The organism is Pseudogemmobacter hezensis (assembly GCF_013155295.1).
GTDB classification, from domain to species: Bacteria; Pseudomonadota; Alphaproteobacteria; order Rhodobacterales; family Rhodobacteraceae; genus Pseudogemmobacter; species Pseudogemmobacter hezensis.
The window spans coordinates 359,707-372,593 of record NZ_JABJXT010000003.1; the positions used below are offsets into that span (position 1 = coordinate 359,707).

Annotated in this window: 14 protein-coding genes; 7 read left to right on the forward strand and 7 right to left on the reverse strand. The window is 61.2% G+C overall.

Annotated features, from left to right (window positions below; translation table 11 throughout):
• The first annotated feature begins 261 nt into the window (after positions 1–261).
• From HOY34_RS05585 to HOY34_RS05615, 7 genes are all read left to right on the forward strand, one after another.
• Positions 262–963 carry a response regulator transcription factor gene (locus tag HOY34_RS05585; RefSeq protein WP_172360635.1) on the forward strand — a complete coding sequence of 234 codons (702 nt, stop codon included), beginning with the start codon at positions 262–264 and terminating at the stop codon, positions 961–963.
• Positions 960–2,657: a sensor histidine kinase gene (locus HOY34_RS05590; protein ID WP_172360637.1), complete on the forward strand. Its 1,698-nt coding sequence runs from the start codon at positions 960–962 to the stop codon at positions 2,655–2,657. The genes HOY34_RS05585 and HOY34_RS05590 overlap by 4 nt, the downstream gene beginning before the upstream one ends.
• A complete protein-coding gene (locus tag HOY34_RS05595) occupies positions 2,654–3,112 on the forward strand; it encodes an HPr kinase/phosphorylase (protein WP_216654649.1) in 459 nt (152 codons plus the stop codon). Before HOY34_RS05590 ends, HOY34_RS05595 begins: the two co-directional genes overlap by 4 nt.
• A 42-nt stretch (positions 3,113–3,154) precedes the next feature.
• Positions 3,155–4,084 (forward strand): RNase adapter RapZ, encoded by a 930-nt coding sequence (rapZ, locus tag HOY34_RS05600; RefSeq protein WP_172360721.1) that lies wholly within the window; start codon positions 3,155–3,157, stop codon positions 4,082–4,084.
• Positions 4,081–4,476 (forward strand): PTS sugar transporter subunit IIA, encoded by a 396-nt coding sequence (locus HOY34_RS05605; protein ID WP_172360639.1) that lies wholly within the window; start codon positions 4,081–4,083, stop codon positions 4,474–4,476. The genes rapZ and HOY34_RS05605 overlap by 4 nt, the downstream gene beginning before the upstream one ends.
• A 119-nt stretch (positions 4,477–4,595) precedes the next feature.
• Positions 4,596–4,859: an HPr family phosphocarrier protein gene (locus HOY34_RS05610; RefSeq protein ID WP_253944218.1), complete on the forward strand. Its 264-nt coding sequence runs from the start codon at positions 4,596–4,598 to the stop codon at positions 4,857–4,859.
• 75 nt (positions 4,860–4,934) lie between these two features.
• The gene (locus HOY34_RS05615) at positions 4,935–5,864 is read left to right on the forward strand and encodes a lysophospholipid acyltransferase family protein (protein ID WP_436645007.1); all 930 of its coding nucleotides are present in this window, start codon (positions 4,935–4,937) and stop codon (positions 5,862–5,864) included.
• A 66-nt stretch (positions 5,865–5,930) separates the two neighbouring features.
• On the opposite strand, the gene HOY34_RS05620 is transcribed toward HOY34_RS05615, so the two are convergent.
• The 7 genes from HOY34_RS05620 to HOY34_RS05650 form a co-directional block, all read right to left on the reverse strand.
• Entirely contained in the window at positions 5,931–6,992 is a 1,062-nt protein-coding gene (locus HOY34_RS05620; RefSeq protein WP_172360643.1) for an ABC transporter permease, read from the reverse strand.
• On the reverse strand, positions 6,989–8,650 hold the full coding sequence (locus HOY34_RS05625) for a sugar ABC transporter ATP-binding protein (protein ID WP_253944220.1): 1,662 nt from the start codon (positions 8,648–8,650) through the stop codon (positions 6,989–6,991). The genes HOY34_RS05620 and HOY34_RS05625 overlap by 4 nt, the downstream gene beginning before the upstream one ends.
• A gap of 1 nt (position 8,651) precedes the next feature.
• Positions 8,652–9,302 (reverse strand): DUF2291 family protein, encoded by a 651-nt coding sequence (locus HOY34_RS05630; RefSeq protein WP_172360645.1) that lies wholly within the window; start codon positions 9,300–9,302, stop codon positions 8,652–8,654.
• 88 nt (positions 9,303–9,390) lie between these two features.
• Positions 9,391–10,338, reverse strand: coding sequence for a D-ribose ABC transporter substrate-binding protein (locus HOY34_RS05635; RefSeq protein WP_172360647.1), 948 nt, complete (start codon positions 10,336–10,338; stop codon positions 9,391–9,393).
• A 258-nt stretch (positions 10,339–10,596) separates the two neighbouring features.
• A complete protein-coding gene (locus HOY34_RS05640; RefSeq protein WP_172360649.1) occupies positions 10,597–11,472 on the reverse strand; it encodes a 3-hydroxybutyryl-CoA dehydrogenase in 876 nt (291 codons plus the stop codon).
• Between the two features lie 130 nt (positions 11,473–11,602).
• Positions 11,603–12,523 (reverse strand): electron transfer flavoprotein subunit alpha/FixB family protein, encoded by a 921-nt coding sequence (locus HOY34_RS05645; RefSeq protein ID WP_172360651.1) that lies wholly within the window; start codon positions 12,521–12,523, stop codon positions 11,603–11,605.
• The coding region (locus tag HOY34_RS05650; protein WP_436645010.1) for an electron transfer flavoprotein subunit beta/FixA family protein at positions 12,523–12,887 on the reverse strand (365 nt) is incomplete at its 5' end. The genes HOY34_RS05645 and HOY34_RS05650, both read right to left, overlap by 1 nt.

Below are 12,887 nucleotides of genomic sequence, written 5' to 3' on the forward strand. Positions count from 1 at the left end.
GGGCTCTGTTTTGCGGCCCTCTGGGCGGCTATAACACGCAGTTTGGAAAGGAAAACAGCTACGTTTCAGTCAGTTAGCGCAACCATTTTCAGGTTAGCGCAACCAGTGGCTGAACATTGCCGATAGTGAGGCAAATTGGCCATGCTATAGCAGTTTTTAAGGCATTTATGTGTCTGAATTGTGCCCGCTGATTCGTTTCCTGTTGATTCCGGGCGGTGCATTGGCGATTATATTCACAAAAGAAACAGAGCAGGTTTTATTATGTCGCGCATCGCATTGGTGGACGACGACAGGAACATTCTGACATCAGTCTCGATGACCCTCGAAGCCGAGGGGTTCGAAGTCGAAACTTATACAGATGGCCAGTCGGCCCTTGACGCATTCAATCGCCGCCTTCCCGATATGGCGGTCCTCGATATTAAAATGCCCCGGATGGACGGGATGGATCTGCTGCAGCGGCTGCGGCAGAAAACCTCGATGCCGGTGATCTTCCTGACCTCGAAAGACGATGAAATCGACGAGGTTCTGGGTCTGCGCATGGGCGCGGATGACTATGTCAAAAAGCCGTTCTCGCAGCGCCTTTTGGTCGAGCGGATCCGGGCGCTTTTGCGCCGTCAGGATGCGGGGGTGCCAACAGACGCGCCCGTGGCCGAGGAAAACAAGGTGATCGAACGCGGCGAGCTGCGGATGGACCCCTTGCGCCATGCGGTCAGCTGGAAGGGCCGCGATGTCTCGCTGACGGTGACCGAGTTCCTGCTGTTGCAGGCCCTGGCGCAGCGGCCCGGCTTTGTGAAGTCGCGCGATCAGCTGATGGATGTGGCCTATGATGATCAGGTCTATGTCGATGACCGCACCATCGACAGCCATATCAAACGGCTTCGCAAAAAGATGCGCACGGTTGATGATGATTTCTCAGCAATCGAGACGCTTTACGGAATCGGCTACCGTTACAACGAAGAATGACAACCTCTCCGCGCCTTGGGTCTGACAATCGCAGCCCCCGCAACGGCAAAGGCCGTCGCGGGGGAGAGGTGCTTTTGGGCGAAGACTGGGTCTCTCCCGACAGTATCCCCGATGAGCAGCGCCTGGCGCGGCCTATCGGCGGGCTGGTTGCGCTAAATCGCAGCCCTCTGGCGCGAAAAATCATTATTTTCAATCTGATGGCCCTGGTTGTCCTGGTGGCGGGGGTCTTGTTTCTGAACCCGTTCCGCGACAGCCTGGTGGTCAGCCGCGAGGCGGGGCTGGTGCGCGAGGCACGGCTGATCGCCTCTGTGATCGAGGCCAGTCAGGGCCGGGTGCAGGGCGGGCCTGATTATCAGGCAGCCCTTGCCCGGATCGAGCTGGCACCGGGGGTGGTGGCCTTCGTCTTTGATCCCGAAGGCAATGTCCTGACCAGCCGCACCGGCCCGGAGATGGGCCCGATCCCGGAACGTCCGACCGTTATCACCGATTTTCTGAACTCGGTCTGGGATGGGGTTTCGGTGGTGCTGTCTTTGGGGCGCACCAGGCTGCAGGGCGAAGACAGTGTAACGCTGGCCCGCAAGGTGCTGCCCTCGGCCATGACCGGGAAGACCAGCACGGCCACCGGGCTTGGCGTTGAGGGGGGCAAGGTTTTCTCTGTCGCCACCCCGATTGTGGCCGGTGGCACGGTCAATTCGGTGGTGGTGCTGTCCTCGGCTGCCGGTGAGATCGACCGCCTTGTGCGTTACGAGCGCGAGCAGGTGCTGCAGGTGTTTATCGTGGCGCTGCTGGTCTCGATCGGGCTTTCGCTGGTTCTGGCCTCGACCATCGCCAATCCGCTGTCGGATCTGGCGGCTGCGGCCGAGATCGGGCGCGGCGGTGACGGGGGCAAGGTCTCGCCCGGCCGGGTGCGGATCCCCGATCTGGCGGCTCGCCCTGATGAGATCGGGCGGCTTTCCGTGGCCATGCGCGGCATGGTGGCGGCGCTTTATGATCGCATTGATGCCAATGAACAATTTGCCGCCGATGTGGCGCATGAGATCAAGAACCCGCTGGCCAGTCTGCGCTCGGCGGTGGGGTCTTTGCGCTTTGTGAAGAAAGAAGAGCACCGCGAGAAGCTGCTTGATGTGATCGAGCATGATGTCCGCCGTCTGGACCGTCTGGTTTCGGATATTTCCAACGCCTCGCGCCTCGACAGCGAACTGGTGAAGGAAGAAGAGGAAGCCTTCGATCTGGTGCAGACCCTGAACAATCTGACCACCTATCTGGGCGAGCAGGCGGCAGGGCAGGGCGTTGATTTCCTGACCGATCTGCCGGCGGGCAAGATCATGATCCTCGGGCTTGAGGCGCGGCTGGCGCAGGTCTTTGTCAACCTGATCACCAATGCGGTGTCCTTTTGTGAGAATGGCGATGCGGTGCGGGTCTGGGCGCGGCAGCGCGAAAACCGCGTGCTGATCGTGGTCGAGGATACCGGGCCCGGTATTCCCGAACAGGCGCTGACCAAAGTGTTCAAGCGCTTCTACTCTGACCGCCCTGAGACCCATTTCGGCAATAACTCCGGCCTTGGCCTGTCGATCTCGAAACAGATCGTCGAGGCGCATGGCGGCGTTATCTGGGCCGAAAACATCCGCCACCCGCAGGCCGATCCGAATTCGGAACCGCTGGGTGCGCGTTTCGTGGTTGGCCTGCCGGTTTGAGCAACGGGATAAATGCAGGCAGCAGCGATCAGGTGCTGCACGCCTCTTCGGTGGCGATTGCGGGGCGGGCACTGTTGATTCTTGGCCCCTCGGGGGCGGGAAAATCATCGCTTGCGCTGCGGCTGATCGCCTTTGGCGCGCAGCTGATCGCCGATGACCGCACCAGGATCTGCCTGCAGGGGGGGCAGCTGCTGGCGGCCTGCCCCTCGGATACGATTCGCGGCCTGATTGAGGCGCGGGGCCTTGGGATCTTGCGCATAAATCCAGGTGATCTGGCATCCGGCCCGCTGCCGGTGGCGCTGGCGGTTGATCTGGGGCGCAGCGAGAGCGAGAGATTACCGCCGCGCCGCCATATTGATTTGCTGGGATATGAACTGCCGCTTGTGCTGCGGCCGCAAAATGAGCATCTTGCTGAAGGATTACTCGCCCTGATGAAGGGCGCGCGGCAGGAGTGAGCCATGGACGCCTCTTTGCAGGGGGCCCTGCAGACAGCCGGGATGCTGCGGGAAGACACGTCAGGGGATGACCCCTCACGAGAGTTCAGACTGGTTCTGGTCACCGGCCCCTCGGGCGCCGGGCGAACCACGGCGATCCGCGTCCTGGAAGATCTGGGATATGAGGTGATCGATAATATCCCCCTCAGCCTGATCCCGCGCCTGCTGGAGGGCACCCCCCCTGATCGTCCGCTTGCCCTGGGGCTGGATGTCAGGAACCGCGACTTCAACGCGACCGCGCTGATCGAGCTGATCGATACGATGGTGCGCGATCCGGCGGTGGTGCCGATGGTGCTTTACCTGGATTGCGCCGGGCCCGAACTGATCCGCCGTTTCTCTGAAACCCGCCGCCGCCATCCGCTGGCCCCGAATGAAACCCCGACCGAGGGCATTCAGCGCGAGCTGGACCTGCTGGCCCCGATTCGGGTGCGGGCCGATCTGCTGATCGACACCACGGATCTGACCCCCCATGACCTGAAGGCCGAGATAAAACGCTGGTTTGAACCGGCAAAGGCAGGCAAGCTGGCGGTCTCGCTGCAAAGCTTCAGCTATCGGCGGGGCCTGCCGCGTGGGGTGGATATGGTGTTTGACTGCCGCTTTTTGCGCAATCCGCATTGGCAGCCGGGGCTGCGGGCGCTGGACGGGCGTGACGCTCTGGTGCAGGATTTCCTGGCAAAGGATCCGAATTTCGCGCCTTTTCTGGCAAAGCTGCGCGATCTGACGGAATTTCTGCTGCCCGCCCAGATCGATGAGGGCAAGGCGCATCTGGCGATTGGCTTTGGCTGCACCGGCGGGCAACACCGCTCGGTTGCAATGGTGGAATTGATGGGGCGTGCCCTTGCACAGGCTGGCTGGCCGGTGTCAAAACGGCACAGGGAACTGGAACGCAAGGCCGGCGAGAGCGCTGGCCCAGCTGACAAGGTGTCTGCTTGATCGGGATTGTAATTGTCGCCCACGGAGGGCTTGCGCGGGAATATCTTGCCGCGGTCGAGCATGTCGTGGGCAAACAGGACGGTATGATCGCCATTGCGATCGAGGATGAGCATGATCGCAACGCCAAACAGGCGGAAATCATTGCGGCGGCCAATTCTGTCGATCTGGGTGATGGGGTCGTGGTGGTGACCGATATGTTCGGGGGCTCGCCCTCTAACCTGTCTTTGCCTGCCTGCACGGCCTCGGGGCGGCGCATCCTTTATGGGGCCAACCTGCCGATGCTGATCAAACTGGCGAAATCGCGCGACCTGCCGGTGCCAGAGGCGGTGGCGGCAGCGCTGGATGCGGGGCGCAAATATATCAACAGCCTCGACCTGGGCGGCGGGATCTGAGCCGGACGATTTTGATTCGGCGCGATTGATCCGGGATGATCCGGGGCGCTACACTTTCAGGCGGCAGATCGGGGCATGCCCCTGACATCAAAGCCGGGTCTATTTTCAGGGGACATGTTTTGCGGACTTTCAGGATCGTCAATGAAAAGGGGCTGCATGCCCGCGCCTCGGCGAAATTCGTCGAGACGGTAGAGGCCCATGATGCCGACGCCCTGGTCATGAAAGACGGGATGGAGGTTTCTGGCGATTCCATCATGGGGCTTTTGATGCTGGCGGCCTCGCGCGGGACGGCGATTGATGTCACCACATCCGGCCCCGAGGCGGAGAAACTTGCCGATGCGCTGGAGGCACTGGTTGCCGGGCGCTTCGGAGAGGATTATTGAGAGGCGGTCAGCCCGGATGAACGGGGCCGCTTTTCGGCTCTGGTTTCGGGCGAACACGCTGAGGATCGTCGCTTCGTGACTGAACAAAGCCCTTCTGCCGAGAAATCGACGCCAGCTGCGCCCGTCGAGCCGTCGACATCTGCTGCCCATGCCGGGCAGCCGGCGCCTGCTGTGCCGGTCGAAAAAGCCTATGACATGCGGCGGCTGTCCTATGCGGGCACCTTTCGCAATCCGTTCAAGGCCAATACGATCCGCACCATCGAATGGCTGACCGCGAAGATCCAGCTCTTGCGGCTGATCCGCAGCTTTGAGAAATCCGGGGCCCCCTTTGGTGCGCCTTTCTGGCCCAAGGCGATCCGCCATATGGGCATCCGGATCGACACGCCGCCCGAGGAAATCGCCCGCATCCCGGCCACTGGCCCGGTGGTGGTGGTGGCCAATCACCCCTCTGGCCTGGTCGATGGGATGATCATGGCCGAGATGATCACCCGGGTGCGGCCGGATTTCAAAATCCTGACCCGCTCGCTTTTGACCGGCATCCCCGAGGTCGAGGAATTCATGATCCCCGTCCCCTTCCCGCATGAGGAAAATGCGCGCGAAGAGGGGTTGAAGATGCGCAATGAGACCATGGCGCAGCTGAAACGCGGTGGCGTTATCATCCTGTTCCCGGCCGGAAAAGTGGCGATGTCAGAGACATATTTCGGCCCCGCGATTGAGGCCGAATGGAACGTCTTCACCCATAAGATCGTGAAATCGACCGGGGCCACCATCCTGCCGATCTATTTCCCGGGCCAGAACAGCCGCAGCTTTCTGATCGCCAACAAACTGTCTGACACGCTGCGCCAGGGGCTTTTGCTGCGCGAAATCAAGCGCGCGCTTTTCAAACCGCAGCGCCCCTATATCGGCCAGCCGATTGCCGCAGATGAGCTGAAGAAATGGGAGGGGAACCCGCGTGGCTTCCTCGCCTGGCTGCGAGAGCATACTTTGTCGCTGGGCAAAGGCTAAACTGCAGAGCGCATTGAAAAAGGCCAGGCTCTCGTGAGCCTGGCCTTTTCATTTCGTTAAACCGGCTTAGCCCAGGGCCGCCTGGGCCCTTAGCGCGACTTTGGCCTGCAGGCGTTGCTGCGCCTGGTCGATCACCACGGCACCGACGATCACCAGCCCCTTGATCACCGTCTGCCAGAAGGCCGAGACGCCCATCATCACCAGCCCGTCCGACAGCACGCCGATCACAAAGGCGCCCACAATCGTGCCGCCGATCCGCCCGCGCCCGCCCGACATCGAGGTGCCGCCCAGCACTGCCGCCGCAATAGCGTTCAGCTCGAAGGTGTCGCCGGTCGCGGGATGCGATGCCACCAGCTGCGAGGCGATGATCAGCCCGACCATGGCCGCGCAAAAACCCGAGAACATATAGACGAAATACTTGATGCGGGTGACCTTGACCCCTGACAGGGCCGCGGCCTTTTCATTGCCGCCCACCGCATAGATATAGCGCCCCAGTGGCGTGCGACGCGAGATATAGGCGGCAAACAGGCCAATCGCCACCAGCATCCAGATTGAGACCGGGATGCCCAGCATGTCTCCGGCGCCGATCCAGCGGAAGGTGTCAGAGCCATATTCCGGGTTGCCGTTCAGATTGGCGAAGGTGCGCCCCTCAGAGGACAGCATCGCCGCCCCCCGCGCGATGTAAAGCGTGCCCAGCGTGGCGATAAAGGGCGCGACGTTCAGTTTGGTGATCAGAAAGGCGTTCACCGCCCCCACCAGAACGCCGACACCCGCGACGATCAGCACAATCTCAAAGGTATTGAACTGGATCGACCAGCCAAGCCCCAGATTGATCCCGTTCAGGATCAGCCAGCCCGCCACCATGCCGCAAAGCCCGACGATAGAGCCGACGGAAAGGTCGATCCCGCCCGAGATGATAACGAAGGTCATGCCGATGGCCAGGATCGCATTGATCGCCACATGTTTCGACATGATCACGATATTGGCCGCTGACAGGAAGTTCGGCGCGGCAAATGAAAAGAACACAAAGACCAGGATCAGCGCGATAAAGGTGCGGGCCTGCAGGATCAGCAGCAGCATGCTGCCGGAATCGACCCGGGCTGCGGTTGGATTGGTGGTGTCGGTCATCTGCTCGCGTCCTCCGCCGCGTGAATTTCAGTGCCGCGCCCTTCCGGGCCTGCGGCGGGGGAATGGGGCTGGGCGGGCGGATGCCCGCTTCCGTGTCCGCCTCCGTGCCCGCCCCCATGTCCTCTGGCTGATGCCTCGATCAGCTTTGTCTCGGTGGCGTCAGCGATATCGAACATGCCCGAGATGCGGCCGTTCGACATGACGATGATGCGGTCGGATAGCTGCATGACCTCTTCCAGGTCTGAGGTCACGAAGATGATCCCCAGCCCGTCGGCGGCCAGTTTGCGCATGACGCGAAACACCTCGGCCTTGGCGCCGATATCAATCCCACGCGAAGGCTCGTCCATCAGCAAGACGCTGGGCCCGGTCATCAGGGCTTTGGAAATAACCACTTTTTGCTGATTTCCGCCCGAAAGGGATGAGACCTCATGCTCGGGGCTGGCGATTTTCACGGTCATCCGGCGGATGAAATCGCGCACCACGCCCAGCTCGCGTTTCAGCGAAAGATGGATGCCTTTGGTCAGCGCGCTGAGGCTGGAAAGCGTCATGTTTTCGCGGATCGGCAGGATCTGGATCAGACCGTCGCGCTTGCGATCCTCGGGGATCAGGGCGATGCCGCGGGCGATCCGCCCGGCGACAGAAGGGTCGCTGACGCGCTCGCCGCGGACATAGATCTCGCCTTTATAGGTGGTATTGCCGCCGATGATGCATTCCAGAAGCTCGGTGCGGCCCGCGCCCATCAGCCCGTAAATGCCAAGGATTTCGCCCTCGCGCAGGCTGAGCGAGACATCATCGACATCAAAGCTGCCGTGGCTGTTCGGGGCGCGGATATGTTCCAGCCGCAGCACCTCGGGGCCGAAATCATGGGCGATTTCCTTGGCGAAATCCTTCGAGCTTTCCCCGATCATATGGCGCACGATCCAGGGGATATCGACGCCTTCCATCGACTGGCTGCCGGTGATGGCGCCATCGCGCAGAACGGTGATGTAATCGCCGACGCGGATCAGCTCGTCCATGCGGTGCGAGATATAGACGATGCCGACGCCCTGGCCGCGCAGATCGTCGATCACCCGGAAGAGGATCTCGACCTCTGCCGCTGACAGCGCCGAGGTCGGCTCGTCCAGGATCAGGATGCGGGCATTTTGCGCCAGGCTTTTGGCGATCTCGACGATCTGCTGCTGGCCGACCTTCAGATCGCCGACCGGGGTGTCGGGGTCGATATCCTGCTCCAGCCGCCGCATCAGGGCGCGGGTTTCCTCGCGCAGGCTGGCCATGTCGATGTCAAAGCCGGCGCGGGTTTTTTCGCGGGTGATGAAGATGTTCTCTGTCACCGTCATGTTCGGGAAGAGGTTCAGCTCCTGGAAGATCATGCCGATCCCGTGGCGGGCGGCATCCTTGGTCGAGGTCAGAACCACATCGCGGCCGTCGATGGTGATGCGGCCGCTGGTCAGACGCTCGACCCCGGCGATCACCTTCATCATCGTCGATTTTCCGGCGCCGTTCTCGCCGACCAGCACATTGACCGCGCCCATGCGCAGGTCGAAATCGACGTTTTTCAGCGCCCTGGTGCCGGGATAGACCTTTACACCATCGCGGATCGTCAGGCCGATCGGGTGCTTTTCTGCCTGATCTGTTGGGGCCATGCTTGTTGCGGCCATCTCAGCCCCCATAGCTGAGGGCGGTCGGCACCAGCTCGATCTTTTCGCCCTTGCCCTGCAGGGTAAAGACGCCCTCGAACTGCACCTGCTGGCCGATGATATCGCCCTCGGGGAAGGGGGTGCGCTTATGCGCCTCGGCGTTGAAAGCATTGGCCAATTTGGCAAATTCGATCTGGTCGCGGAAATCGGTGAAGACCACGAAGGGCATGGCGTCGCGGATCGCGGTGCCGCGGATCACCGGGCCCAGCTGGATGGTCAGATCGCCTTTTCCATCGCCGTCGGTGTCGACCTCAAGTTTCGCGGCGCGGCTGTCGGTCTTGCCGCCGGTGATCACGCCCTCGCCTGTAACAGCGAAATTCCAGGGATTGCTGTCGCCCTGGGGGCGCAGCCCATGCGCGGCCCCGGCTGCAGACGGGTCTGCGGCCAGTTGTTGGCGCAGATCGCGCAACGGCAGCCGTTTGCCCGCGATCACAGGCAGAACGCGCGGCTCCCAGGCGTCGGCGGCATAGGCCTGCATCCGCTCATCATCGCTTTGGCCAGCGGCTGTGGCCCCTGCCTCATTCGGGTCTGGATCGGGCACGATTTTGCAGCCCGCCAGCCCAAGGCCAAGCGCAAGACAAAAGACAGAGACACCAAAGGCGGATCGTGGCACGCGTCATTTCCTCAGGGTAGACTTGCAGAACGGCATGCCCCCGAAGCGGTTCAGGGGCATGCAGATGTCATCAGGAATGCGGGTGCGCTCAGTCAGCCAGCGCGAAAGTTTCAAGTTTCGCGGCATTGCTTTCGTCGATCAGCACGCAATCCATCAGCTGCTTTTCATCAAGCCCGGTCGAGCCGGTTTTCAGGAACTGATCGGCCTGTTCGACCGCAATCTGCGCCTGGTTATAGGCGGGCTGCAGCACGGTGGCCTTGATGCCGCCTTTCAGGATCGAATCGCGCACATCGTTTGAGCCGTCAAAGCCGACCACGATCACATCGGTGCGGCCTGCCGCCTCAAGCGCGGCCCAGGCCCCCATCGCCATGGTGTCATTGCCGGAAATCACGCCTTTGATATCGGGATTGGCCTGAAGAATGGTCTCCATTTTGGCATAGGCCTCGGTCTGCGACCAGTTTGCCGATTGCTGCGCGACCATTTTCAGATCGGGATATTGGTCGATAATGTCGTGATAGCCCGACGAGCGAACCCCGGCATTGGTGTCGGATTCCTTGCCGAGCAGCTCGACATAATTCCCGGCCTCGCCCATCAGCTCGACGAATTTCTCAGCGCCAAGCTGCGCGCCCTGGTAGTTGTTTGAAACGATCTGGGCAACAGCGATGCCGCTTTCCGAGATTTCGCGGTCAATCAGGAAGGACGGAACACCTGCGTCTTTCGCGCGCTTGACCGGCGCGACCGAAGCATCGGCCCCGGCATTGTCGATGATGATCGCCTTCGCGCCGCGGGCAATCGCGGTGTCGATCACCTGCGACTGTTTGTTCGGGTCGTCGTCGTGAACCAGGATCAGCGTGTCATAGCCCAGCTCAACCGCGCGCTTCGCGGCGCCATCGGCTTCAGCTTTGAAGAAGGGGTTGTCATGGCTGGGCGTGATGATCGCGATCAGCGGCTTGTCCTGAGCGGCGGCAATGCCTGCAGCACTCAGGGCGGTGGCGATGGCAAGTGTCGATACGAATGCGCGGCGGGTGAAAGTCATCCCCGGATCTCCTCCAAAATTCCCAGCCCGCCCCGGAATGGCGCGGTCCTCCCTGGTTGCCTGAGAATTGAGCGGCTTTGCCAAAGTGTCAACAGGTATGATGAGTATCTGTGTGCCGCTTGACCAGCGCAGAGTTTGCTGATGGCTGGTAACGGAGGCAGGGCGCAGTGCAGGTGTCTGATGCAAAACGAAAAACGCCCGCTTACTGGCGGGCGTTTGTGCAGGGCTTCCGGTGTGGCTATTTGGCTTTTGCCGCGTTTAGCGGGTGGGGACAGGGGTCTCGCCACGATAATCATAGAAGCCGCGCTGCGACTTTCGGCCCAGCCAACCGGCCTCGACATATTTGGTCAAAAGCGGGCAGGGGCGGTATTTGGTATCGGCCAGCCCATCATAAAGCACATTCATAATCGCAAGGCAGGTGTCGAGACCGATGAAATCGGCCAACTCCAGCGGGCCCATCGGATGGTTTGCGCCCAGCTTCAGCGCCTCATCAATCGAGCGCACATTTCCGACCCCTTCATAAAGCGTATAGACCGCCTCATTGATCATCGGAATCAGGATCCGGTTGACGATAAAGGCGGGAAAATCCTCGGCCGAGGCGGCGGTTTTGCCCAGTTTTTCCACCACCGCATGCAAGGCGTCATAGGTCTGCTGATCGGTGGCGATGCCGCGGATCAACTCGACCAGCTGCATGACCGGGACCGGGTTCATGAAGTGAAAGCCCATGAACTTCTCGGGGCGGTCGGTGCGCGAGGCCAGACGGGTGATCGAAATGGACGAGGTGTTCGAGGTCAGAATGGTTTCGGGTTTCAGATGCGGCAACAGCTCATCAAAGATCGCCTGCTTGACTGATTCGCGTTCGGTCGCAGCCTCGATCACCAGGTCGGTCTGTCCCAGATCCCCCAGGTTCAATGTGGTGGCGATGCGGTCCATCGCCGCCTGCTTTTCGTCTGCGCTGATCTTCCCGCGAGAGACCTGGCGGTCGAGATTGCGTCCGATCACGGTGATCGCATTGGTTAACGAGGCCTCGCTGATGTCATTCAGCAAGACCTTATACCCGGCCAGCGCAAAGACATGGGCGATGCCGTTGCCCATCTGCCCCGCGCCTACGATGCCGACCAAACGGATGTCCATGATACGCCCCTCTTTGTTTTCGCGCTGAGATTAGGCCTGCATCTGACTATCGGCAAGCCCGGGCCCCGCGAGTTCGCCTGGGGCAGTGCAAAAGGGCGCCCGATGGGCGCCCTTTTGTTGATAATGGGGGTCAGAGTTTTTCAGTCAGCTCTGGCACGAGTGTGAACAGGTCTCCGACCAGGCCATAATCGGCGACCTGGAAGATCGGGGCCTCTTCGTCCTTGTTGATCGCGACGATCACCTTTGAATCCTTCATCCCCGCAAGATGCTGGATCGCACCCGAGATGCCAACGGCGACGTAAAGATCCGGGGCCACAACTTTCCCGGTCTGGCCAACCTGCCAGTCGTTCGGGGCGTAACCCGAATCCACCGCCGCGCGCGACGCGCCCACGGCCGCGTTCAGCTTGTCGGCCAGCTTCTCGATCACCGCGAAGCTTTCTTTCGAGCCGACCCCACGTCCACCCGACACGACGATCTTCGCCGAGGTCAGTTCAGGGCGATCAGAGGCTGCGACCCGATCCTCAACGAAAGAGGAAAGGCCGTCAGTCGCCGGGCCATTAACCGCATCAACCGCCGCAGAGCCGCCAGCATCTGCAGCCGCGAAGGCAGCTGTGCGCACCGAAAAGACCTTCTTCGCGTCCGAAGATTTCACCGTCTGAATCGCGTTGCCAGCGTATATTGGCCGCTCAAAGGTTTCAGAATCGATAACGGCGGTCACATCCGTGATCACCATCACATCCAGCAAAGCCGCGACTCGGGGCAGGATGTTCTTGGAAAACGCGGTCGCAGCGCCCGCAATATGGCTATAGTCGGCGGCGATCGAGACGATCAGCGCCGCGACAGGCTCTGCCAGCCCATGCGCAAAGCCCGCATCGGCAGCATTGAGCACCTTCGAGACGCCGCTCAGTTTCGCAGCCTCTGCTGCGGCTGCCGCCGGGCCGGGCACCAGGAGGTGAACGTCACCCAGCGATTTCACCGCCGTTAGGGCTTTGGCAACCGAATCGGTGGCAAGCTGGCCTTCGTTCACATCAGCAATCAGGAGAACGGTCATCAGATCACCCCCGCTTCATCTTTAAGTTTCGCCAGCAACTCGTCGACCGAGGCTACGCGCACGCCCGCTTTGCGTCCGGCAGGTTCGGTGGTTTTCACGACGGTCAGGCGCGGACTGATATCAACGCCATAATCAGCCGGGGTCTTCACCGCCAGCGGCTTGGCTTTGGCTTTCATGATGTTCGGAAGGCTTGCGTAACGCGGTTCATTCAGGCGCAGATCGACGGAGACGACCGCTGGCAGCTTCACCTCAATAACCTGCAGACCGCCATCAACTTCGCGGGTTACGCGGGCCTTGTCGCCCTCGATCACCAGCTCTGAGGCGAAAGTCGCCTGTGCCTGGCCCAGCAGTGCCGCCAGCATCT

Bases quoted from the DNA above. Each gene is read 5' to 3' on its own strand.
- HOY34_RS05620 (WP_172360643.1), bottom strand. From the start codon at position 6,992: ATGACCGACACCACCAATCCAACCGCAGCCCGGGTCGATTCCGGCAGC.
- HOY34_RS05635 (WP_172360647.1), bottom strand. From the start codon at position 10,338: ATGACTTTCACCCGCCGCGCATTCGTATCGACACTTGCCATCGCCACC.
- rapZ (WP_172360721.1), top strand. From the start codon at position 3,155: ATGCTGCGGGAAGACACGTCAGGGGATGACCCCTCACGAGAGTTCAGA.
- HOY34_RS05625 (WP_253944220.1), bottom strand. From the start codon at position 8,650: ATGGCCGCAACAAGCATGGCCCCAACAGATCAGGCAGAAAAGCACCCG.
- HOY34_RS05645 (WP_172360651.1), bottom strand. From the start codon at position 12,523: ATGACCGTTCTCCTGATTGCTGATGTGAACGAAGGCCAGCTTGCCACC.
- HOY34_RS05585 (WP_172360635.1), top strand. From the start codon at position 262: ATGTCGCGCATCGCATTGGTGGACGACGACAGGAACATTCTGACATCA.
- HOY34_RS05590 (WP_172360637.1), top strand. From the start codon at position 960: ATGACAACCTCTCCGCGCCTTGGGTCTGACAATCGCAGCCCCCGCAAC.
- HOY34_RS05640 (WP_172360649.1), bottom strand. From the start codon at position 11,472: ATGGACATCCGTTTGGTCGGCATCGTAGGCGCGGGGCAGATGGGCAAC.